Consider the following 20,157-nt stretch of genomic DNA (forward strand, 5'->3'; position numbering starts at 1 on the left):
CGGCTTGCCCCTAAAATCGCCGCCCCATCATCTATTGGACGTGAGTTGTTCTCCATGCAGACTCTGGTTGAGCAGATCGTTTACATCAGCGACATGTTTGGTACTGCGGTATTCGCGTTTTCGGGGGTCCTGGTGGCGGGTCGTCTCAGAATGGACGGCTTTGGCGTCATGGTGCTGGCCGCGGTCACCGCCATCGGTGGCGGCACCATCCGCGACATGATCCTGGGGGCCACCCCCGTCTTCTGGGTTCGCGACCCCCTCTACATCTGGGTAGTGATTGCCACGGCCCTCGTCGGCATGTGGATGGTCAAGTTGCCTCGCCGCATGCCCTGGTATGTGCTGCCAGTGGCGGACGCCTTCGGTCTCGCACTCTTTACCGTGATCGGCGCCCAGAAGGCGCTCAATTTCGGCACACCCGGGCTCATTGCGGTGATCATGGGGACCATGACCGGCGTCGCGGGCGGCATGATCCGGGACGTGCTGGCCCGGGAGGTGCCCATGGTGCTGCAAAAGGAGATCTACGCCACCGCCTGCATCCTGGGGGGCATCCTCTATACCCTGTCGCTGGAAGTCGGAGTGGACAGGGTGAGCGCCATGCTCATCAGCATGCTGGGGGTGTTTGGTCTGCGGGTGGCGGCCATCTACTGGCATCTCTCCCTGCCCACCTTCTCGCTGCAGCGCAACTGAGGAACGCCAGAGTGGGCGAGATCCCATCCCGACAGGGACAAGATTGAACCAAGCCGGCTTTTCTGTTGTCATACAGGGGTCGTTTCAATCCGGACTCTCTCAATGCATTCTCTCATGCAAAAACTTGGGCTCATTACCACGCTTGTTCTGATGATGGTGGCAGCGGCTCATGCGGGGGCACAGGCCCTGTTCGGGCGTCTGGCATCCACCCCGGTACAGCAGTTCAACCAGCAGATCCGTCAGGCGAACAGCAATCAGCAAGGCTGGGTCAACGACTATCGCGAGGTGGCTCGCCGCTTCGTGGGCCATGAAGACGTCCCCACCCGCATCCATGCCCAGCAGCTGGACAACGATCTCGTGCTTTCGGTGGCTCTCGATGGCCAGAGGAACGACATGCTCTATATCCTGACCCTGTTTCGCAGCAACAACCTGTGGCAGATGCGTCAGGCGGAGATGGGCTGGCGCTGCCAGGGCCAGGAGACCTTTACCCCGGTTCCCTGTCCCTGACCCTCTGCATCCATGGAAGTGAAATAAAAAATCCGGCGCCTTGGCCGGATTTTTTATGGGCGAGGGTCGACCGCTCAGGGACGATAGACCTTAACGTTGGCAAAGCCCTTCTCCTTGAGGTAAAGCGCCTGCAACTTGCTCATCACGCCGCGATCACAGTAGAGCAGGTAGGTCTTCTCTTGCGGCAGATCGCCAAAGGCTGTGGCCAGCTTGAAGAAGGGGATGTGCAGCACCTCGCGCCCTTCCACCACCAGCGGCTTGTCGTCATGCTCCTCCACGGAGCGGATATCCAGGATCACCTCGTTGTCACCGGTCGCGGCCGTGGTCTCCACCTCCTGCACCTCGGCGGCGGTCTCTTCACCGATGCGGCGGATATCGAGGTAACGGGCCTCGGCCACCACCTTGTCCAGAATGGCGAAGTCGAAGTTGGCCTCTTCCGCCTCGATGCGGGAGAGCTCGGCCTTCACGGTCGGCTTCTTGGAGATGACGCCGCAATACTCCGGCATGGTCTCGGCGAACTCCAGGGTGCCGATGCGACGGGCTTCGCTGATGATGTCCGGCTTGTCCCAGGTAATGAGGGGGCGCAGGATCACCTTGTCGGTCACCCGGTCGATGACGTTCAGGTTGGTCAGGGTCTGGCTGGAGACCTGGCCCACGCACTCGCCGGTCACCAGGGCCGGGATCTGGAACTCGTCGGCCACCTTGGCGGCGGCGCGCATCATCATCCGCTTGAGCACCACCCCCATCTGGCCGTTGTCGATCTTCTCGAGGATCTCGGCCACCACGGGCTCGAAGTCCACTGCGGTGAAGCGCACCCGGTGGGAGGAGCCAAAGCGGTTCCACAGGTGATAGGCCACCTGCTTGACGCCGATCTCGTGGGCGGCCCCGCCCAGATTGAAGAAGCAGTAGTGCACGCGGCAGCCGCGCTTGATGAACTGGAAGGAGGCAACACCGGAGTCAAAGCCGCCGGAGAGCAGGCTCAGCACGTCTTCCTGGGTGGCGATGGGCATGCCGCTCAGCCCCTGGTGGATGGCGCTGACGATAAAGAGCTCTTCGCCATCGATCTCGAGGTTGATCTTCACGTCCGGGTTCTTGAGGCGCACGCCGTTGCTCACGCAGTGCTGGTTCAGGCCGCCACCCACGTAGCGTTCGATCTCCAGCGAAGAGAACTCGTGCTTGCCGTGGCGCTTGGCGCGCACGCAGAAGGTCTTGCCTTCGAGCTGGTCACCCCAGACGGCTTTCACCTGCTCGAAGATATCGTGCAGATCGGTGAACTTGCTCGCCTGCACCTCGAGGAAGGCCTGGATGCCGGGGATGCAGGCGAGCGCTTCGATGGCCTGCTCGCGGAACTGATCGTTACGGGAGCTCACGATCAGCTTGTCCCAGTCCATCCGCACCCGGGCATCGTCGTCGAAGCGGCGCAGGACATTGCGGATGTTGCCCTGCAGTATCTTGATGAAGCGCTGGCGAACCGACTTGCTCTTGATGGTGATTTCCGGGAACAGCTTGATAATGAACTTCATGGTATTGACTCGGGTGGCCTCGATTTAAGGGCGCGAATTATATCAGAACTTTGTGGCCAGCGCCTACTGGATGAGCGGCCGCTCACATTCCCCCACGCAATGTTTGCCGCACCCTGGCCATCTTGCGTATATTCCCCAGCCTGCGCCCCGGCAACACGGCACCCATGAAAACCCATATCTACTACCCCGGCATGGAAGTGCGGGATGAACTCTGGCTCAAGTTTGCCCTGCTCTATCTGGAGCGGCTCGCCTTCGTCTTCACCGTCAGTGAAAAGAGCGGTCTCACCGCCCTGCTCGAGACCCTGCGCCAGCAGACCGACCTGCTGGCCGAACCGCCAGCACCCGCCTTCTTCGCCGCCATCACGCCCCAGCTCGAGAACCAGATTGCCGGCCTGGTTGCCCCCGACTTTGTCCGCCACAAGGTGTTTGGCAACAAGGAGCTGATCGGTCGCTGGCGCATGCCGGCCAATCACGACTGCTTCTGCCCGGCCCAGGCCGGCCTTGAGCAGTTGCACGGGTTTTGCCTCGCCCACGGCTTTGCGACGCAGGATGAAGGGGGGATCAGGATGGCGCGGCGCTTCGCAAATCTGCTCTCCATGCGGCTCGCCCGCGAGTGGGCACTCGCCAATGACGGGGCGCTTATTACCGATCACGACTATCTCGACCGCCTGCTCCATCTGCTCGAATCCCGCTACCACAACCGGGGCGGCCAGGACTGCTTCCACCTCGAGATCCCGCTGCAAGTGCCCACTCACCTGGCCGACATCCCGTTGGCAGAGCTCATTGCCCTGCGGGGACGAAGCGGCTTTCGTCAGCAGCTCGCCGAGTTCCATCAGGCCCTCGATGCCCTGCTCGCCATGCTGGGCAGCGGCTACGCCGAACCCGCCGTGTTGACCCGCTTCGAGCAGGCCCAGCAGGGGTTCACACCCTTGCTGGGACCCGAGACCATCACCCTGCCGCTCACCACGCTCGTCAGTACTGGCTTACCGGCCATGGCGATGATCCACCACCTCAAGGGGAGTCACCCACAGAGCGACCTGGTGTTTCATCCCATCAAGAAGAGCCACTTCCACCAGCGCAAGAGCCGGCATTTCTTCACCCGGCTGGGGCAGGTCAAGCCCTGACTCCCCGCCTCTGCCGGGGAATCGACAATCAACTGACGGCATCGGGACCATCACCGATGCCGTCAATATTCTGGCGCTCACCACGCCCTCAGGAGGGGTTTTCCAGCCGAAACTCGATGCGATCGCTGTTGCCCGCCTCGTCCACCACCACCAGCTGATAGCGGCCCGCCTTGCTCACTACTTGATCCCCGTCCCAGCGCAGCCGCTGGCCGTTGAGAAACCATGCCGGCTTGCCGACACCGCCCAGCACCCTGGGCTGCAACCGATAGCGCTGACTGCGGATAAGGTTGCCCTCCCCCAGTGCCAGGATGCGGATGGGGGCCTGCTGCTCGGCGCTCTGCCCCTCCCCCGCGCAGCCCCTGGCAAGCAGCGCCTGACGCCGCTCGCCCGGTGAGCGCCACGGCTCCAGCGACAGCGGCCAGAGCGCTCGAAAAGCGGATTGTGCCGCATCGTGGCAGCGGGTCAGCGTCGGCTTGCCCGCAGCGGTCAGTGCGACCTGGCGCAGCGGCGAGGGCCAGTCCATGGGATCCGGCAAGGTGGGAGGATCCCGCACTTCCAGCAGCCAGGCGCTCTGACGCTGCAAACAGGCTTCAGGCAGGGTCGCGCTGGCCTTGCGTCCCAGGGGCCAGCAGATCTCCGCTTCGCTCACCGTGTTGGGTTGTGCCGGCAGGGGGCTGTTGTCCGAGAGCCGCGAGTAGACAGAGAGCAGCAGCGGCACCGCCGCGCTCTGGCCGTAAAAACCGGGCATGGGGGTGCCATCGGGGCGCCCAAGCCAGACGCCGATGGTCCAGCGGCCGGAGACCCCCATCGCCCAGCTGTCGCGATAGCCATAGCTGGTGCCGGTCTTCCAGGCCAGTCGGTTGACCCGGCCGGTCGCCTCGCTGGCAAAGGGTTGGTCCGCCCGTCCCTGCGCGCTCAATATTTGCCAGATGATCCAGGCGGCCCCCGGGCTCAGCAAGGGGCGCGACACCGCCTGCTGCCCCGCCAGCCAGACCGGCATCGCCACCTGCCCCTGCCGGGTCAGTGCGCTGTAGAGCGCCACCAGCTGCTCAAGCCGAATGCCCGCCGCCCCGAGCGCAATGGCCGGATTGGGTTTGTCGGAAAGCGCCAGCCGCACCCCGGCGTTGTCGAGCCGGCTGACCAGCTTGTCCGGCCCGAGCGCCTCCAGCACCTGCACCGCCGGCACGTTGAGGGATTGCTGCAGCGCCTGGGCCAGGGTTACCGGTCCCTGAAAGGCGCCAGAGAAATTGGCGGGGCGATAGTCCGAGCCCAGCCTTGGCGCATCGGAGAGTAGGGAGGCCGAGTGCACCAACCCTTCGTCCATCGCCAGACCGTAGATGAAGGGCTTGAGGGTGGAGCCGGGAGAGCGGATCGCCTGCACCATGTCGAGGTAACCGTGGCGACGCAAATTGCCATACTCGGCGCTGCCCACATAGGCGCGCACCGCCATGGTTTTGTTATCTACCAAGAGCAACGCCGCTGAGGTCTGCTCGGGGAAGCGGCGGATATAGCTTGCCACCCGTCCCTCCAGCCAGCGCTGCAGATCCCCGTCGATGGTGGTATGCACCAGGGCCCCGGCCTGATGGTCGGCGGCGAGGCGGGCAAAGAGCGGCGCCTCCATCGGCGTGAAGTGACCGCGGGCCAGCACAGGCTCGATGCGTCCCTCCAGCCAAACCTGTTCGGGCCAGACCCCCTGCGCCACCAGCCGCTGCATCACCTTGTCGCGAGCCGCGCGAGCCCGTTCGGGATGCCGGTCCGGCCGGTTGCGGCTGGGGGCCTGGGGCAGCACTGCCAAGAGCGCCGCCTCGGCATGGGTCAGCTTGGCGGCGCTCTTGCCGAGATAGGCAAAACTTGCCGCCTGTACCCCCTCCAGGTTGCCGCCAAACGGCGCCCGGTTCAGATAGACGGTAAGCAGGGTGCGCTTGTCATGGTGCCACTCCAGCTGCAGCGCACGCGCCATCTGACGCAGCTTGCCGGGCACGCTCCTGTGGTAAGGCTCGATAAGGCGGGCCACCTGCATGGTGAGGGTCGAGCCGCCCGACACGGCGCGCCCGTAGCGCAGCCACTGCCAGACCCCACGCACCATGGCCACCGGATTGACTCCGGGATGACGCCAGAAATGGCGATCCTCGTAGCCCAGCAGCGCCTCGATATAGCGGGGGGAGACCAGCTCCAGCGTCACGGGGTAGCGCCACACGCCGCTGGTATCGGCAAAGGCGCGCAGCGGTCGCCCCTTCATGTCGAGCACCACCCGTGCGTAGGCAGGGTCGAGTGGCGGCGGCGGGAAGAGTCGATCCAGCGCCAGCAATGACAGGAGCAGTGCCACAACCCCCAGCACCGAAAAGCGCAGCCAGCGTGGCAGGCCACCAAACCAGCGCCAGCCAGCGCGGCCAGTGCGACCCAGGCTCAGCCAGCCACGCTGCCAGAAAGTGAGCGGGCGAACCCGCTCAAGGGAGGGTTTGTTACTCAGAGATACGCACCTCGTGGATATCCTCACCCACAGCCCGCAGCTCGGGGCGGTACATATCCTCCACCTGGGTCGGCGGCACCTGATAGCGACCCGGCGTCACCGCCCGCATCAGGTAGACCAGTTGCTGGTTGCTCCCGGCGCTCAGATCCAGCGCCGCCGTGTAGCGGTCATCGCGAAACTCCTGATGCTTGAGGTAGTCGTTCCACTCGCTCTGCCACGCCGGTTTCCCCTCGATGGAGAGCTCTTCGAGCTTGATGCTATTGCCAAGGGCCGGGTTCTCCAGCTCGAAGCCAGCGGGCACCATCTCCACCAGCAGGGCATCGGGCACCGCCGATTCACTGCTGACATTGAGCCGCACCACCACCAGATCGCCCACCTTCACCTTGGCGGGATCAAACGGTTGACCATCGCTGTTGAACCAGCTCCGGGTCACGCTTATCCCCTGACTCAACCGGGTAGGAGCCTGCTCGGGGTAACCGATCAAGGTGCGCTGCACATAGAGGGAGCCCTTGCCCTCGTTGGTGACGGCGCTCGCGGCCAGTGCCTCGGGGGTGCCCTGCTGCAGCGGAGCCGAACCGCTCAGGGATCCACTGCCAAGAGAGGAAGTTACCCTGGCCTGCCAGTCGACGGCCGGATCGACGCGGGCGAGTCGCAACAGGGCGAGCCGCTCCTGGGTGCTGAGCCACTGACGGTGAGCCAGGGTATCTGCCACCTTGGCACTGAGGGCCGGCCAGCGCTCCACAGCCAGCTTGTGCTGGCGCAGCAAGGAGAGCTCAAGGGCCTGATCGCGCAGCGGCGAGCCGTAATCACCCAGATAGTCATCACCGCGCTCGGTCGCCAATGCCCGACTGAGGGCCTTGGCGGCACTCTGCTCATCCCCCATGGCCGAGAGGGCCAGCGAGAGGTGCAAGAGCGGCAAACCGGAGCGGGCGTGATCGGCCTGCTGCTCCCAGATAAGGCGCAGGGTAGCAAGTGGGGCCTTGCCCACCCGGGCCAACACATAGGCGCTGTAGGACTGATAGGCCAGCCGGCTGTGCTCGGGGGCACTGCTCCAGCGCTCGCCATACTGGCTGTCGGTGAGATAGCTTTGCAGCCGGTTCAGCGCCTGATTGAGCATCGCCTCCGGCACTGCGTCACCCGCCTCCTTGCGCGCCAGCAGGTAATCGGCGGCATAGGCGGTGAGCCACTGCTCCTCGTCGGAGCGACCATCCCAGAGGCCAAAGCCGCCGCTGGGCAGTTGCAACCGCTGCAGCCGTTGCAGCAGGGCGCGTTGCACATCCGCCTCACTCGCCGCTTTCTTGCCCTCTGCGGGTTTGCGCCAGAAAGCCCGCTCATCGGCCGTGGTCAGCAAGTAAGGCCAGGCACGGGACAGGGTCTGCTCCAGACAGGCATAGGGGTAGTCAGCCAGCACCTGCCACTGGGCTGCCGGATCCCAGGGGGGAGTGCCGGAGAGGCTGAGCAGCCCCTGCAGATTGGCACGATCCAGTCCGGCCAGCTCAGCTGGCGCAAAGCTCATCTGCTGGCCGGGGGCCAGCATCTGGTAGCGCTGGCGAGTCTCGGCCGGCCAGGGGGATCGCAGCGGCAAAGTCCAGTCGCGGCTGATGGCAAAATCCTTGCCGCTAGCCGCCAACTGCAGGCTTGCCACGCCGCTCGCCCCGGTCACGGTGAGCGGCAGGGTCAACCACTGCTCCTCGCCATTTTTAAGGGACAGGGTGCCGGGCAGCTCGCCGTTTGCCTTGAGCCCGCCATTGAGGGTCCAGACAAGGGAGAGGGTCTGATCCTCGCCGCTCATGTTGCGCAGCTGCACCAGGGCCCGGGTCTCATCCCCTCTGGCGCCAAAGCGCGGCCAGCCAATCTCGGCCACCAAGGGCGCCACCACCTTGACGGCGCGCTCGGCCTCACCGACCTGCTGTTCGTTCCAGGCCAGCGCCATCAGCGCCAGCTCGCCGTTGAAGTTGGGCAGCTCGAGCGGGATCACCGCCTTGCCACTCTCATCAAAACTCACCTCGCCGCTCCAGAGCGCGGCAATCTCGACCCGGCTCTCCAGCGCGCCGCCCTTTTTCAGCGGCGCCCGGTCACCCCCGTAGTTGAGGCGAGCCAGCTTGCCATCCTGCGGCGGGATCACCTGGCCGTAGTTGTCGAACAAATCTTGCGCGAAGCGCTTGCGGCCAAAGAAGATCTCGAACGGGTCGAGCGGCTGATAATCGCTGATGTTGAGCACACCCCGATCCACCGCCGCCAGCACCACGCGGCCCTGACTGTTGGGGGTGGAGGTGGCGGTCACTTCCAGCCGGGTGAGCGGCACCGCTTTGTCCGGCGCGCTCAGGGTAAGCGGCAGACGGCGCGCTTCCCGATCCAGGGTGAACGGCACCAGCCCGACCGAGCGCAGGCTCTGCACACTCTTTTGGCTCACCGGCTTTGAGTCACTGTCTGGCGCGGCGATCTGGGCCGAGATATGCAGGTCATGGCGCTGCCACTCGGGGCTGACCGGGATCTCGAATTCGCCTCGGGCATCCTTGGCATCGTTGCCGGCCCCCTTGAGCTCGATGCGCTGCCACCAGCGCAGGCCGTCACCATCTTCCACCAGCAGCAACCCCTTGCCGGGGCGCGGGGCCACCAGGGTCACTTTGGCCTTGTCACCCGCCTGATAGGCGCGCTTGTCGAGAGTGATGGCAATCTTGTCGGGCCGTGCCTGCTCCCCACCGCCGCCCCAAGCGTAACTGCCTATCTCCACCCGCAGGCTCGATTGATGGCCCTGACTGTTCTCCACTTCCAATCGATACCAGCCCGCCGCCAGTTGCAGCGTGAGCGGGGTCGGCCCCTTGCCATCCAGCTGCAGGGTCTGCTCCTGTTCCAGATAGGGCTGGCTGTTGAACTCGTACTTCCACCCCTCCCCATCGGCGTAGTGCCAGTAGTAGTCGCGGTACTCGTTGATGAGGCGCACCTTCACCGCCCCCGCCACCGGCTGGCCTTGCGCATCGAGGTTGAGGATCTGGAAGGGGAGCGGCTTGCCCCCTTCCACCCGCTCCGCCACGAAGTCGGCCTTGAGCGCAGGCCACTGGCTGCCCGCGGGCCAGCCATACTGGGTACGGCTGCGGTTGACGGCGCGGCCACCGGGTTCGGAGAGCGACACCCGATAAGCCACCTCCAGCGGCCCGAGGGCGCGCACCCCGTCGAGCTCATCAGCTAACGAAAAAGTCCCCTGCCCCTGCGCATCCAGGGTGAGACTCCGCGGCTCAAGATCCCTGGCCTGCTCGGCGAGCAGCACGTCACCCAGCGTGAACTCCTGCCACTGGGTAAAGGGCATGGTGGCGCGGCTTAACTTCACCTCCGCCTTCGCCTTGGTGGCACTGGCTGGTGCGCCGTAGAGATAGTCCCCTTGCAGCGGCAGAGTGAGGGCGGCGTCCAGACTCGTCACTTCCCCATCCGGCCCCTTGCCAAGCTGCAGTTTCAGCCGCTCCGGCAGAAACTCCTCCACCAGAAAAGGCCACTCGAAGCGGCTACCGGCGGCAGTCTTGAGGTTGATGGTCCAGCGCCCGAGCGGCGCATCCTCCGGCAGATGCAGGCCGTAGTGGGCCGCGCCCAAATTGTCCGGCAGCAGGCGCTTTTGTTCGAGCAGTTGGCCGTCCGGCTGTTTCACCTCCAGCTCCACCGCCATGCCCGGCAGCAGCTGGCCATCCTGCCCCTTGAGCAGGATCTCGCTGTCGAGCCGCTCGCCGGGGCGATAGAGATCGCGCCCGCTGAACAGATAGAGCTGTTGGGCCTGCCAGGGCTGGGTGCCGAGATCGAAGGTGGAGAGATCGAGGGCCGCGCCATCGAGGCGCAGCACCGCCAGATGGTTGCCCTGCTCGGCCAGCAGCAGGCGAGCCCCCTGCACCTGATCGAAGCGGCGATGACCTTGGGGGTCGGTGGTTTGCACCTGCAGCCGGTTGCCCTTCTGGTCGAGCAGGGAGAGCTGCACATCCTTGAGGGGGTCGGCGCTGGCCAGGGAGCTGACGAACACCTCCAGCTCATCGCGGTAACGGCGGGCACTGAGCCCCATGTCGCTCACCGCAAAGTAGGTGGTCTCCTTGCGCCAGTCGTAGTTGCCAAGGGGCGACATCACCGCAAAGTAGACGCCGGCCTCCGCCAGCTGCGGCTCCTTCACATTGATGAGGCGGGTCTCGCGCCGGTTGGCATCGAGCTCCAGCGCATAGCGGCCGCTGAACACCCGCTTGGCCCGCTTGGTGATCTGCTCAAGCTCCCAGTTGCCCATGCCGGCACCGGGGCGATACTCGGCCAGGAAACGGGGCAGATACTCCGCATCGACCCGGAAGAAGTCGATATTGACCTCGTCCACATTGACCGCGCTGATGGGCAGGCGCAGCTCGTCGCGCAGCGGCAATACCATGCCGCTCGCGGTAAAGGAGGCCCCCGCCTCCAGCGGCCGGGTCTTGAGGGTCCAGCGCTGGGGGGATGGGCCCAGCCCAGCCTTGAGGCTCACCTCGTAGCGTTTGTCGGGTTGCACGTTCGGGAAATAGAGGGTGCGGCCATCGTCGGCGAGGATCCACTCCCCCTGCACCTGCTTGCCCCCTTCACTCACAGAAAGCCAGCTCTGCCAGTTTGCCTTGGGCGCCAATGGGCCGGAGAAGACCAGCGCCAGCGCCGGGGCATCCCGATACTGGCGGGCATTGGCCTGCACCACGGAGGCGGGCGCCCCCGCCTCCTGCCGGGCCATCGGGTCAGTCGTCGGCTCCTGGCTGACAGGCTTGTCGGGGCCGCAACCAGCCAGCAGCAGCGCCGCCAGCCAGGCCACACGGGGAAGACGAGTCACGGGGCAGGAGAGAGAGAGGTGCATGGTGTTCATCCCGGGTTGGATCGCCGCAGCGCAGGAGCCAATAGAATAAAGCGTCACTCCCGGGAACACCAACTGCCATGTCGGGCGGCATCGGCCCCTGATGAAGAAACGGGCCACTCACTGGAGTGGCCCGTTTGCATACAGAGTGATCAATCGGGCCATTTCAGCCTGGAGGATCTACTCGGCGATCACCGTCTGCCAGGTCTTGAAACCGCCGGAGAGGTTCTTGACCCGAAAACCGTGCTGGCTCAGCAGGCGGCAGGCCACGTGACCCCGCAGTCCCACCTGGCAGCTGATGAGCAGCTCTTTATCCTTGGGCAACTCATCAAGACGGCTGCGCAGCTCGTCCAGAGGAATGTGCAGCGCCCCCGGAATGCGCCCCAGCTTGTCAAGTTCGGGGCCGTTTCGCACATCCACCACCTGCTGATGGGGGTGGCGAGCCTGCACCTCGGCTGCGTGGCAGAGCAGGGTGTCCCCCTTCAGGTGGTTGCTCGCCACGAACCCGGCCATGTTGATCACATCCTTGGCCGAGCCAAAGGGCGGCGCATAGGTGAGCTCCAGATCCTGCAGATCAAACACGGTGAGACCGGCGCGCTGGGCCACCGCCAGCACGTCGATGCGCTTGTCGATGCCATCCTTACCGATGGCCTGGGCGCCGTAAATCTTGCCATCGGGGGCAAACAGCAGCTTGAGGCTGACCGGGTGGGCGCCGGGATAATAGCCGGCGTGGCTGCCCGGGTGGACATAGACCTTCTCGAACGGCAATCCCAACTGCACCAGCCGCTTCTCATTGAGGCCGGTGCTGGCCACCGCCAGATCGAACAGCTTGCAGATGGCGGTTCCTTGCGTCTTCTTGTAGGTTTCGCTTCGCCCCAGCATGTTGTCGGCGGCAATGCGTCCCTGGCGGTTGGCGGGGCCCGCCAGCGGGATCAGCACGGACTCGCCGGTGACGAAGTCGGTCTCCTCCACCGCGTCCCCCACCGCGAAGATGAAGGGATCCGAGGTACGCATCCCGGCATCCACTTTGATGCCGCCCCGCGGTCCCAGCACCAGCCCCGCCTTGGCGGCGAGCAGGGTCTCGGGCTTGACGCCGATGGCGAGGATCAACAGGCCGGTGTCGAGATGAGAGCCGTCGCTCAGGGTCAGGCGCAGTCCACCCCGTTGGGCGGTCGCCACGGCGGCGGTCTTCTCGGCAGGCACCTCCAGGCTCTCGATGGTAGCGAGGCCGGTGCGCAGGCGCAGATCGATGCCCTCCTCCCGGATACGGGCATGGAGCAGGTTGGCCATCTCTTTATCCACCGGCGCCATCACCTGATCGGAGAGCTCAAGCAGGGTGACATCCAGCTTGCGCTGGTGCAGCGCCTCCATCATCTCCAGCCCGATGAAACCGCCCCCCACCACGGTGACGTGGCGGGGCTTGTCGTGCGCCAGCGCCGCCAGGATGCGATCCATGTCGGGAATGCTCCGCAGGGTGTGTACCCCCGGGCTGTCGATGCCGGGGAAGGGAGGCCGGATGGGGGCAGCGCCCGGGCTCAGCAGCAGCACGTCGTAGGCTTCGCGCCGCTCTTCGCCGGTCAGCAGGTTGCGCACCAGCAGGCTCTTGCCGGCCCTGTCTATCTCGATGACGTCGTGAAACACCCGCACATCCACGTTGAACCGGCGCTTGAAGCTCTGCGGTGTCTGCAGCAGCAGGGCATCCCGATCCGGGATATCCCCCCCGATGTGATAAGGCAGACCGCAGTTGGCGAAACTCACGAACTCGCCCCGCTCGAACATCACGATCTCCGCCTCTTCGCTCAAACGGCGGGCACGGGCGGCGGCGGACGCTCCCCCGGCCACACCACCCACAATCAGGATCCGTTTCATCTGCAAGACTCCACTCAACAGGAAATGACCAATAAATTAGACTTATCTAATTTAGAATTCAATGAAATTTTGTTTGCCACGGATTTGCAGTATTCTTGCCCTCCGACAATTGCTCAACAGGATAGTGTCAGTTCATGTCGTCTACCGCGCTCAGCCATCTTCCGACCGCCAGCCAGGCGCCCCTGTTCTTCCGCCTGGATACCCGTAGTCAACGGCTGGTCGCCCTGACCGATGTGATGCAGACGCCGCTCCACTGGCTCGACGAGCCCCGCAGTGCCTGGCCGGCCCAATTGCCGGACGCCCTGCGCCAGCCCATCGAGCAGCGGCTGGCCAGCGGCAAGGGGGGCAAGCTGGTGCTGTGCTTTGACGCCCTCCTCTGGCACATTTCCCTCTCCCACGAGCAGGACGCCTTCTGGCTCATCTGCCTGCAGACCCAGTCCCAGGAGAGCGCCGCCAGCCTGTCCCTGCAACTGCCGCGCCTGAGCCAGATGGCCAGCCAGCTGCAGTATGACGCCATGCTGGAGAGCCTCAAGGAGTGCCTGGGGGCCGATCGCCTGATCCTCTGGCACTACCAGGCCCATGGCGCCCTTGGCGGCGAACAGCTGACCCCGGTGTTCACCCTGGGGGTGGACTCGCTCGGTGCCATTCGCGGAGACAGCCGTTACATCCGGGCCCTGCGCGCCCGGGGCGCCCTGAGTTTCTCGGAGGCGGCCCACCAGCCCATGCTGAGCCAGCACTACTATCTGGCCGATGCCAATGTCTGCTCCCGCCTGGACGGCGCCTTGCTGGAGCAGGAGAAGCTCATCGGCGTGCTCAGCCTGGAGTATGCCGAGAGCACCCTCATCAGCGATGACACCCTGCAACTGGTGCGTCATTGCGCCCGCTTGCTCGGCCACTGGCAGCCGGACCCCGTGGCGACCGACGCCCCGGACCTCGCGCCCCCACCCGGGCTTGCCAACCTGACCGGCAACGATTACTGCCGCGCCCTGCTGCGCTGGGCCATGGGCCTGAGCGGTGCCCACAGGGGCTGGATCGGCGAGTTTCAGCCTCGCGGTCAGGATCTCTGGCTCATTCCCCGCTGCGTGGTCGAGGGGGATGCCTTCGCCGTCGTCAAACCCATGCCCATGGACATCGGCCCGGGCCGGGAGATCTTCCAGCACGGGCAGAGTCTCTACGTGGAAGATCTGGCCCTGCGCTATCCCCAGTCCAGCCTGCTGCAGGCCCTCGACGCCAAGGCCTATGTCGGCATCCCCTTCCCGGGGCCAAACGGTCTCCCCCTGGGGCAGCTCACCCTGCTGCTCGCCACCCCCCTGGCCGATCCCGCGCCCCTGCTGGACGTCCTCTACGAACAGCGCGAGCGGGCCGCCAGCGAGTTGCAGCGCCTGGCCAATGACGATGCCCTGCGCCTGGCCGAAGTGGCCTTCAACACCCACGACGGCCTGCTGGTGATGGATCACGGGGGCATCATCCTCAAGGTCAATGCCTCCTTCAGCCGTATCACCGGCTTTGCCAGCGAGGAGATGCTGGGCCTGCACATCGACGCCCTGAGGCCCACCTACTATGGCGACACCCTCAAGGAGGAGGTGATCGCGGCGGTCAACCGGCAGGGATACTGGCTCGGGGAGGAACAATGCCTGCACAGGGAGGGACACCTCTTCCCGGTGCGGCTCATGGTGAGCGGGGTCAAGGACGAGGAGGAGGAGATCAGCCACTTCGTCTGCAGCTTCCACGACATCACCCAGGAGAAGGAGACCGCCCGCCACATCGAGCGCCTCGCCTACTACGACGACCTGTGCGATCTCTACAACAGGCGCAGCCTGACCGACATCATGCAGCGCACCCTGCAGGCCCCGAGTGGTCAGTGGGGGGCCCTGCTGCTGCTGGATCTGGACAACTTCAAATCCATCAACGACTCCCTCGGTCACGCCTGCGGCGATCTGCTGCTCCAGGCCGTGGTGGTGCGACTCAAGTCCCTGCCCCAGGAGAACCTGGTGCTCGCCCGCACCTCGGGTGACGAATTTGCCCTGCTCTTCACGGCACTGGGCCAGGGCTATATCACCGCCAAGATCCTGGCGGAGCACTTTGCCCGGGAGCTGATGGGGATCTTCCGTGCCCCCTTCGACATCGGCGATCACAAGCTGCACTGCAGCGCCTCCGTGGGGATCAGCCTGTTCAGCGATGACGACAAGGATCACCTTGTCCTGATGCAGCAGGCCGATACCGCCGTCCACATGGCCAAGCGCGCGGGCCAGGGCAACCATATCTTCTTCAGTGAAGCCATGGCGGAAAAAGAGAAGAGCAAGCTTTCTCTCAACAACCAGCTGCGCGATGCCCTGCGCAACAACGAGCTGGTGCTGCACTACCAGCCCCAATACCGGGTCGACAACGGCACGCTCTCGGGCATAGAGGCGCTGCTGCGCTGGCAGAAGGCCGACGGCACCATGGTGCCACCCGGGGAGTTCATCCCCATCGCCGAGGAGACCACCCTGATCCAGGAGATAGGCTACTGGGTGATGAAGACCGCCTGCGCCCAGTACAGCTTCTGGCTCAACAACGGTCTCGCCATCCCCCATCTGTCGGTCAACGTCAGCGCCCGCCAGTTCCACACCGCCGGTTTCGTGCAGCAGGTGGAGTACATACTGCGGGACACCGGGGTGCCCCCGTCGCGCCTGCTGCTGGAGATCACCGAGTCCGTGGTGCTGGAAAACCGGCTGGAGAGCATCGCCAGGATCCGCCAGCTCAAGGCCCTCGGCCTGCTCATCTCCATCGACGACTTCGGCACGGGCTACTCGTCCCTGGCCTATCTGCGGGATCTGCCCGCCGACGAGGTGAAGCTCGACAGAAGCTTCATCCAGACCCTGGTCCACAGCGAACAGGACAAGGCCATCGTCAAGGCCATCCTGGATCTCGCCCGGGTGTTTCGTTTCACCGTCACCGCCGAAGGGGTGGAGGAAGAGGAGCAGCTCGCCGTGCTCAAGGCCCTGGGATGCCAGCATTATCAAGGCTTCCTCACCAGCCGGCCGCTCCCCGTCAAGGCACTGGAGAGCCTGCTGGGTGCCACCCCTGCGGGCTAAACTGGTAGGATTTATAGGGCTTTCTGTCATAAAATAACGACCGCTCGAACCTTGTCCGCACCATTGGAGTCGTCTATGTCAGTCATTAACCGGATCCCCGCCGTTGAATCCAAGGGACCTGCCACCCCCGGCACGCAGCGGATCCCGACCGTTGAAGCCAGCGACACCGGCACTACCGACATCATTGGCCGGATCCATTCCGTCGAGACCTGCGGGACCGTCGACGGCCCCGGCATCCGCTTCATCGTGTTCATGCAGGGCTGCCTGATGCGCTGCAAGTATTGTCACAACCGGGACACCTGGGACACCCAGGGCGGCCGCGAGGTCACCGTGCCCGAGCTGATGAAGGATCTCACCAGCTATCGCCACTTCATGAATGCCTCCGGCGGTGGCGTGACCGCCTCCGGCGGCGAGGCCATGCTGCAGCAGGAGTTCATCGCCGAACTGTTCACCGCCTGCAAGGCCCAGGGGATCCACACCTGCCTCGACACCAACGGTTTCGTGCGTCACTACGACGAGCTGCTCGACCGGGTGCTGGACAACACCGATCTGGTGCTGCTCGACATCAAGCAGATCAACGACGAGAAGCACATTCCCCTCACCCACGTCAGCAACAAGTACACCCTGGAGTTCGCCCGCTACCTGGCCTCCCGCGGTCAGACCATGTGGATCCGCTACGTGGTGGTGCCCACCTGGTCCGACGATGACGAGAGCGCAGAAGGACTCGGCCAGTTCATCGCCGAGCTGGGGGAGTGCGTCGAGAAGGTGGAGCTGCTGCCCTACCACGAACTTGGCAAGCACAAGTGGGACGTGCTGGGAGATACCTACGATCTGGTCGGCATCAAGCCCCCCAGCAAGGAGACCATGGACAGGGTCCAGGGCATCCTTGGCAAGTATCACCCCAACGTGAAGTATTGAGACAGGAGGCCGCCCGGCAGAGGGCGGCCTCTTTTCATTGCGCCGGCATTCGCCACGGCGCCATCAACGACAGCCGCATCCGGGGGAACCGCTCATGAGTGAAGGACAAGTCGCCGCCCTCCTGCTCTGGCTGGTGCTGCTCGCCTTCAGTCTGAACGCCTCCCTGCTGCGCACCCTTGGCGCCCACCCGCTCTATCAGCATCTTTGCCTCGGCGGCGCCATCGTGCTGGTACCGCTGTGGACCTTGCGGGCCGGGTTGCACGAGGGGCTCGAGATCCACTTTCTCGGCCTCACCAGCCTGACCCTGTTGCTGGGCTGGCGCCTCGCCCTGCTCGCCCCCTGCCTCACCCTGCTGCTCCTCGCTTACTTCGGGGTCATCCCCCTGGCCGACATCGGCTGGCAGGCCCTCATCGGCGTTGCCCTGCCGGTGGCCACCAGCTGGCTGCTGTTTCTGGGGAGCTGGGCCTGGCTGCCTCGCCACCTCTTCGTCTACCTGTTCGTGGCGGCATTTCTCGGGGGGGCGCTGAGCATCTCGGCCAAGGTGATCGCCAGCGCCCTGCTGATGGGGGTGAGCGGCACCTACTCCTGGCACACCATCAGCGCCGACTACCTCTCCATCTGGCCGCTGCTGCTCTTCCCCGAGGCGCTCCTCAACGGCATGACCATGACCCTGCTCGCCGTCTATCGCCCCCACTGGGTCAACACCTTCTTCGACAGGGAGTACCTGGGGCGCTGAACCTGCCCGTAGTCCATAAAAAAAGCCCGCAGTTGCGGGCTTTTTCTCTGCTGGCAGTCAGACGCTGCGCGGGCGCAGGTGGGCATGCCAGCGGGCTTCCCACTTCTTGAACAACCAGACGATGACGAAGGTGAGCAGCATGTAGAGCAGACCTGCGGTCAGGAACGCCTCGAACGGGCTGTAGTAGCGGGAGTTGATGATCCGCGCGGCCCCCGTCAGATCGATGATGGTGATGATGCCCGCCACCGCCGACCCCTGCAGCATGAAGATCACCTCGTTGCTGTAGGCCGGCAGCGCACGGCGAAACGAGTTGGGCAGGATGATGCGGGTGAGGGTCTGCCAGCGGGTCATGCCAAAGGCGCTTGCCGCTTCTATTTGCCCCTTGGGCATGTTCATCACGGCGCCGCGCACTATCTCGGCGGTGTAGGCGCCGGTGTTCAGAGTGAACGCCAGCAGGGCACAGAACCAGGCTTCCGAGAAGAGGGTCCAGGCCGCACTGTTCTTGAGCCACTCCCACTGGGCGGCACCGTAGTAAATGATGAAGAGCTGCACCAGGAGCGGGGTGCCGCGAAAGAAGTAGATATAGGCCCAGATTGGCCCCTTGATCAACCAGTTGCGGCTGTTGCGCAGTATGCCCATGGGCACCGCCAGCATGAGCCCCAGCATGAGCGAGGCGGCCACCAGCCAGATGGTGGTATAGAGACCCTCCCAGTAGGTGGGCCACTCCTTGAGAATGATCGAGAAATCCATGGCTTACCTCGTCTTGATGGCGTAGTGACGCTCGGCCCACTTGAGCGCCGAGGTCGAGACCGCGGTGAAGATCAGGAAGATCAACGCCACCGCCATGTAGAAGGTAAACGGCTGCTGGGTCGAGCCCGCCGCCAGTGACGCCTTTCGCACCATGTCATCGAGCCCGATGATGGAGACCAGGGCCGTGGTTTTGAGCAATACCAGCCAGTTGTTGCCAAAGCCCGGCAGGGCGTGGCGCATCATCTGGGGGAAGAGGATCCGCACAAACACCTGGGTTGCCCGCATGCCAAAGGCGCGAGCGGCTTCCAGCTCTCCCTTGTCCACCGCCAGGATGGCGCCGCGGAAGGTCTCGGTCATGTAGGCGCCGAAGATGAAGCCGATGGTAGCGACCCCGGCCGCAAACGGGCTGATGTCGATGTAATCGGGCAGCAGGGAGACCCACTCCTGGTTCGGGTTGCTCGCCAGCAGGTGGTTGTTGTAGGCCTCGTTGACCCAGGTGCAGATCCCGTTGATGAGCACCTGGCCGCCGAAGAAGAGCAGCATCATCAGCACCAGATCCGGGATGCCGCGAATGACGGTGGTGTAGGCCGCCGCGATGCCGCGTGCCCACTTGTAGGGAGAGAGCTTGGCCAAGGCCCCCAGCATGCCGAGCACCAGGGCCAGCAGCAGGGAGGCGAGCGCCACCTCCAGGGTGATCCAGGCCCCCTCCAGCAGAGAGGTTTCGTATCCTTTCAAATCAAACATATGCAATGCAGCTCCATCGCAATCGGGCCCGTCACTCCCAGCGGAAGGCAACGGGCCCGATGACTACTGACGGGATCAACCTGTCGTTGTTCGCCTGACGTCGGCTTACTCGCCGTACACGTCGAAGTCGAAGTACTTGTCGTTGATTTCCTTGTACTTGCCATTGGCACGCAGGGCCAGGATGGCGGCATTGAATTTCTCTTTCAGATCCTTGTCAGCCTTGCGCACCGCGATGCCGGCACCCTCGCCAAACCACTTGGGATCGGTCAGTTTCGGGCCGATGAACTCGAAGGCATCGCCCCCTTCCTTCTTCAGCAGGCCGTCGCTGATGGCGGCGGAGTCGGCCATCACGTAGTCGACACGGCCGGATTTCAGATCGAGGTAGGCTTCATCCGCAGTGCCGTAGCGCTTGATGGTGGCGTTGGGGAAGTTGTCGGTGATGTAGGTGTCCATGGAGGTGGCACGCTGCACGGCGATGGTCTTGCCGTCCATGAAGGCCTTGTCGAGCTGGATCTCGGTCCCTTTCTTGGCGGCGAAGCGCGCCGGGATGTGCTGGTACTTCTGGGTGAAGTCCACCTTCTTCTTGCGCTCTTCGGTGATGTCCATGGTGGCGATGATGGCGTCATACTTGCGCGACAGCAGCGCCGGAATGATGCCGTCCCAGTCCTGCTTGATCAGGGTGCACTTCACCTTCATCTCTTCGCACAGGGCGTTGGCGATGTCGATGTCGAAGCCTTTCACCTCGCCGCTCGGCTCGGTCCAGGAGAAGGGGGGATAGGCCCCTTCCACCCCGATCCGGACCTCTTTCCACTCCTTGGCCATCAGGCTACCGGAACACAGGGCCGTCATCACGGCAGTCGCCAGCATCAGCTTGTTCATGTATCTCTCCTTGATAAACACGTCGATCGTTGAAAGTACGGA

Annotated in this window: 13 protein-coding genes; 6 read left to right on the top strand and 7 right to left on the bottom strand. The window is 64.3% G+C overall.

The genetic code is table 11. The features are described from left to right. Positions 1-54 precede the first annotated feature (54 nt). Together ACPW74_RS11885 and ACPW74_RS11890 are read left to right on the top strand one after the other, a co-directional pair. On the top strand, positions 55-687 hold the full coding sequence (locus tag ACPW74_RS11885) for a trimeric intracellular cation channel family protein (protein WP_042075824.1): 633 nt from the start codon (positions 55-57) through the stop codon (positions 685-687). Positions 688-801: 114 nt separating this feature from the next. Then, positions 802-1,194, top strand: coding sequence for a hypothetical protein (locus ACPW74_RS11890; protein ID WP_049637117.1), 393 nt, complete (start codon positions 802-804; stop codon positions 1,192-1,194). Positions 1,195-1,268: 74 nt separating this feature from the next. Here ACPW74_RS11890 and thiI read toward each other — a convergent pair whose 3' ends face one another. After that, the gene (gene thiI / locus ACPW74_RS11895) at positions 1,269-2,717 is read right to left on the bottom strand and encodes a tRNA uracil 4-sulfurtransferase ThiI (RefSeq protein WP_049637116.1); all 1,449 of its coding nucleotides are present in this window, start codon (positions 2,715-2,717) and stop codon (positions 1,269-1,271) included. Positions 2,718-2,881: 164 nt separating this feature from the next. Here thiI and ACPW74_RS11900 point away from each other — a divergent pair, with 164 nt between their 5' ends. After that, a complete protein-coding gene (locus ACPW74_RS11900) occupies positions 2,882-3,841 on the top strand; it encodes a hypothetical protein (protein WP_049637115.1) in 960 nt (319 codons plus the stop codon). An 88-nt stretch (positions 3,842-3,929) separates the two neighbouring features. Here the strand turns inward: ACPW74_RS11900 and pbpC are convergent, their stop codons facing one another. From pbpC to ACPW74_RS11915, 3 genes are all read right to left on the bottom strand, one after another. Continuing rightward, a complete protein-coding gene (pbpC, locus tag ACPW74_RS11905) occupies positions 3,930-6,338 on the bottom strand; it encodes a penicillin-binding protein 1C (RefSeq protein WP_199252961.1) in 2,409 nt (802 codons plus the stop codon). Further along, complete coding sequence (locus ACPW74_RS11910) at positions 6,304-11,148, bottom strand: alpha-2-macroglobulin family protein (RefSeq protein ID WP_049637114.1); 4,845 nt, start codon at positions 11,146-11,148, stop codon at positions 6,304-6,306. The genes pbpC and ACPW74_RS11910 overlap by 35 nt, the downstream gene beginning before the upstream one ends. Positions 11,149-11,325: 177 nt before the next feature. Further along, entirely contained in the window at positions 11,326-13,014 is a 1,689-nt protein-coding gene (locus tag ACPW74_RS11915; protein ID WP_049637113.1) for an FAD-dependent oxidoreductase, read from the bottom strand. Between the two features lie 134 nt (positions 13,015-13,148). Between ACPW74_RS11915 and ACPW74_RS11920 the strand changes: the two genes are divergently transcribed. From ACPW74_RS11920 to ACPW74_RS11930, 3 genes are all read left to right on the top strand, one after another. Continuing rightward, positions 13,149-16,088 (top strand): sensor domain-containing phosphodiesterase, encoded by a 2,940-nt coding sequence (locus tag ACPW74_RS11920; protein ID WP_425858114.1) that lies wholly within the window; start codon positions 13,149-13,151, stop codon positions 16,086-16,088. A 75-nt stretch (positions 16,089-16,163) separates the two neighbouring features. Continuing rightward, the gene (gene pflA, locus ACPW74_RS11925; protein WP_010674272.1) at positions 16,164-17,006 is read left to right on the top strand and encodes a pyruvate formate lyase 1-activating protein; all 843 of its coding nucleotides are present in this window, start codon (positions 16,164-16,166) and stop codon (positions 17,004-17,006) included. Between the two features lie 94 nt (positions 17,007-17,100). Continuing rightward, positions 17,101-17,742: an energy-coupling factor ABC transporter permease gene (locus tag ACPW74_RS11930; RefSeq protein ID WP_041215455.1), complete on the top strand. Its 642-nt coding sequence runs from the start codon at positions 17,101-17,103 to the stop codon at positions 17,740-17,742. Positions 17,743-17,799: 57 nt separating this feature from the next. Here the strand turns inward: ACPW74_RS11930 and ACPW74_RS11935 are convergent, their stop codons facing one another. From ACPW74_RS11935 to ACPW74_RS11945, 3 genes are all read right to left on the bottom strand, one after another. After that, entirely contained in the window at positions 17,800-18,492 is a 693-nt protein-coding gene (locus ACPW74_RS11935; RefSeq protein WP_049637111.1) for an ABC transporter permease, read from the bottom strand. A gap of 3 nt (positions 18,493-18,495) precedes the next feature. Further along, positions 18,496-19,236 (bottom strand): ABC transporter permease, encoded by a 741-nt coding sequence (locus tag ACPW74_RS11940; RefSeq protein ID WP_049637110.1) that lies wholly within the window; start codon positions 19,234-19,236, stop codon positions 18,496-18,498. A gap of 105 nt (positions 19,237-19,341) precedes the next feature. Beyond that, positions 19,342-20,115, bottom strand: a complete 774-nt coding sequence (locus tag ACPW74_RS11945; RefSeq protein WP_010674268.1) for an ABC transporter substrate-binding protein — start codon at positions 20,113-20,115, stop codon at positions 19,342-19,344. Positions 20,116-20,157: the final 42 nt, after the last annotated feature.

The organism is Aeromonas sp. INTO2 (assembly GCF_049860605.1).
Classification (GTDB): Bacteria; Pseudomonadota; Gammaproteobacteria; order Enterobacterales; family Aeromonadaceae; genus Aeromonas; species Aeromonas caviae.

Bases quoted from the DNA above. Each gene is read 5' to 3' on its own strand.
- ACPW74_RS11885 (WP_042075824.1), top strand. From the start codon at position 55: ATGCAGACTCTGGTTGAGCAGATCGTTTACATCAGCGACATGTTTGGT.
- ACPW74_RS11890 (WP_049637117.1), top strand. From the start codon at position 802: ATGCAAAAACTTGGGCTCATTACCACGCTTGTTCTGATGATGGTGGCA.
- thiI (WP_049637116.1), bottom strand. From the start codon at position 2,717: ATGAAGTTCATTATCAAGCTGTTCCCGGAAATCACCATCAAGAGCAAG.
- ACPW74_RS11900 (WP_049637115.1), top strand. From the start codon at position 2,882: ATGAAAACCCATATCTACTACCCCGGCATGGAAGTGCGGGATGAACTC.
- ACPW74_RS11910 (WP_049637114.1), bottom strand. From the start codon at position 11,148: ATGCACCTCTCTCTCTCCTGCCCCGTGACTCGTCTTCCCCGTGTGGCC.
- ACPW74_RS11915 (WP_049637113.1), bottom strand. From the start codon at position 13,014: ATGAAACGGATCCTGATTGTGGGTGGTGTGGCCGGGGGAGCGTCCGCC.
- ACPW74_RS11920 (WP_425858114.1), top strand. From the start codon at position 13,149: ATGTCGTCTACCGCGCTCAGCCATCTTCCGACCGCCAGCCAGGCGCCC.
- pflA (WP_010674272.1), top strand. From the start codon at position 16,164: ATGTCAGTCATTAACCGGATCCCCGCCGTTGAATCCAAGGGACCTGCC.
- ACPW74_RS11930 (WP_041215455.1), top strand. From the start codon at position 17,101: ATGAGTGAAGGACAAGTCGCCGCCCTCCTGCTCTGGCTGGTGCTGCTC.
- ACPW74_RS11935 (WP_049637111.1), bottom strand. From the start codon at position 18,492: ATGGATTTCTCGATCATTCTCAAGGAGTGGCCCACCTACTGGGAGGGT.
- ACPW74_RS11940 (WP_049637110.1), bottom strand. From the start codon at position 19,236: ATGTTTGATTTGAAAGGATACGAAACCTCTCTGCTGGAGGGGGCCTGG.
- ACPW74_RS11945 (WP_010674268.1), bottom strand. From the start codon at position 20,115: ATGAACAAGCTGATGCTGGCGACTGCCGTGATGACGGCCCTGTGTTCC.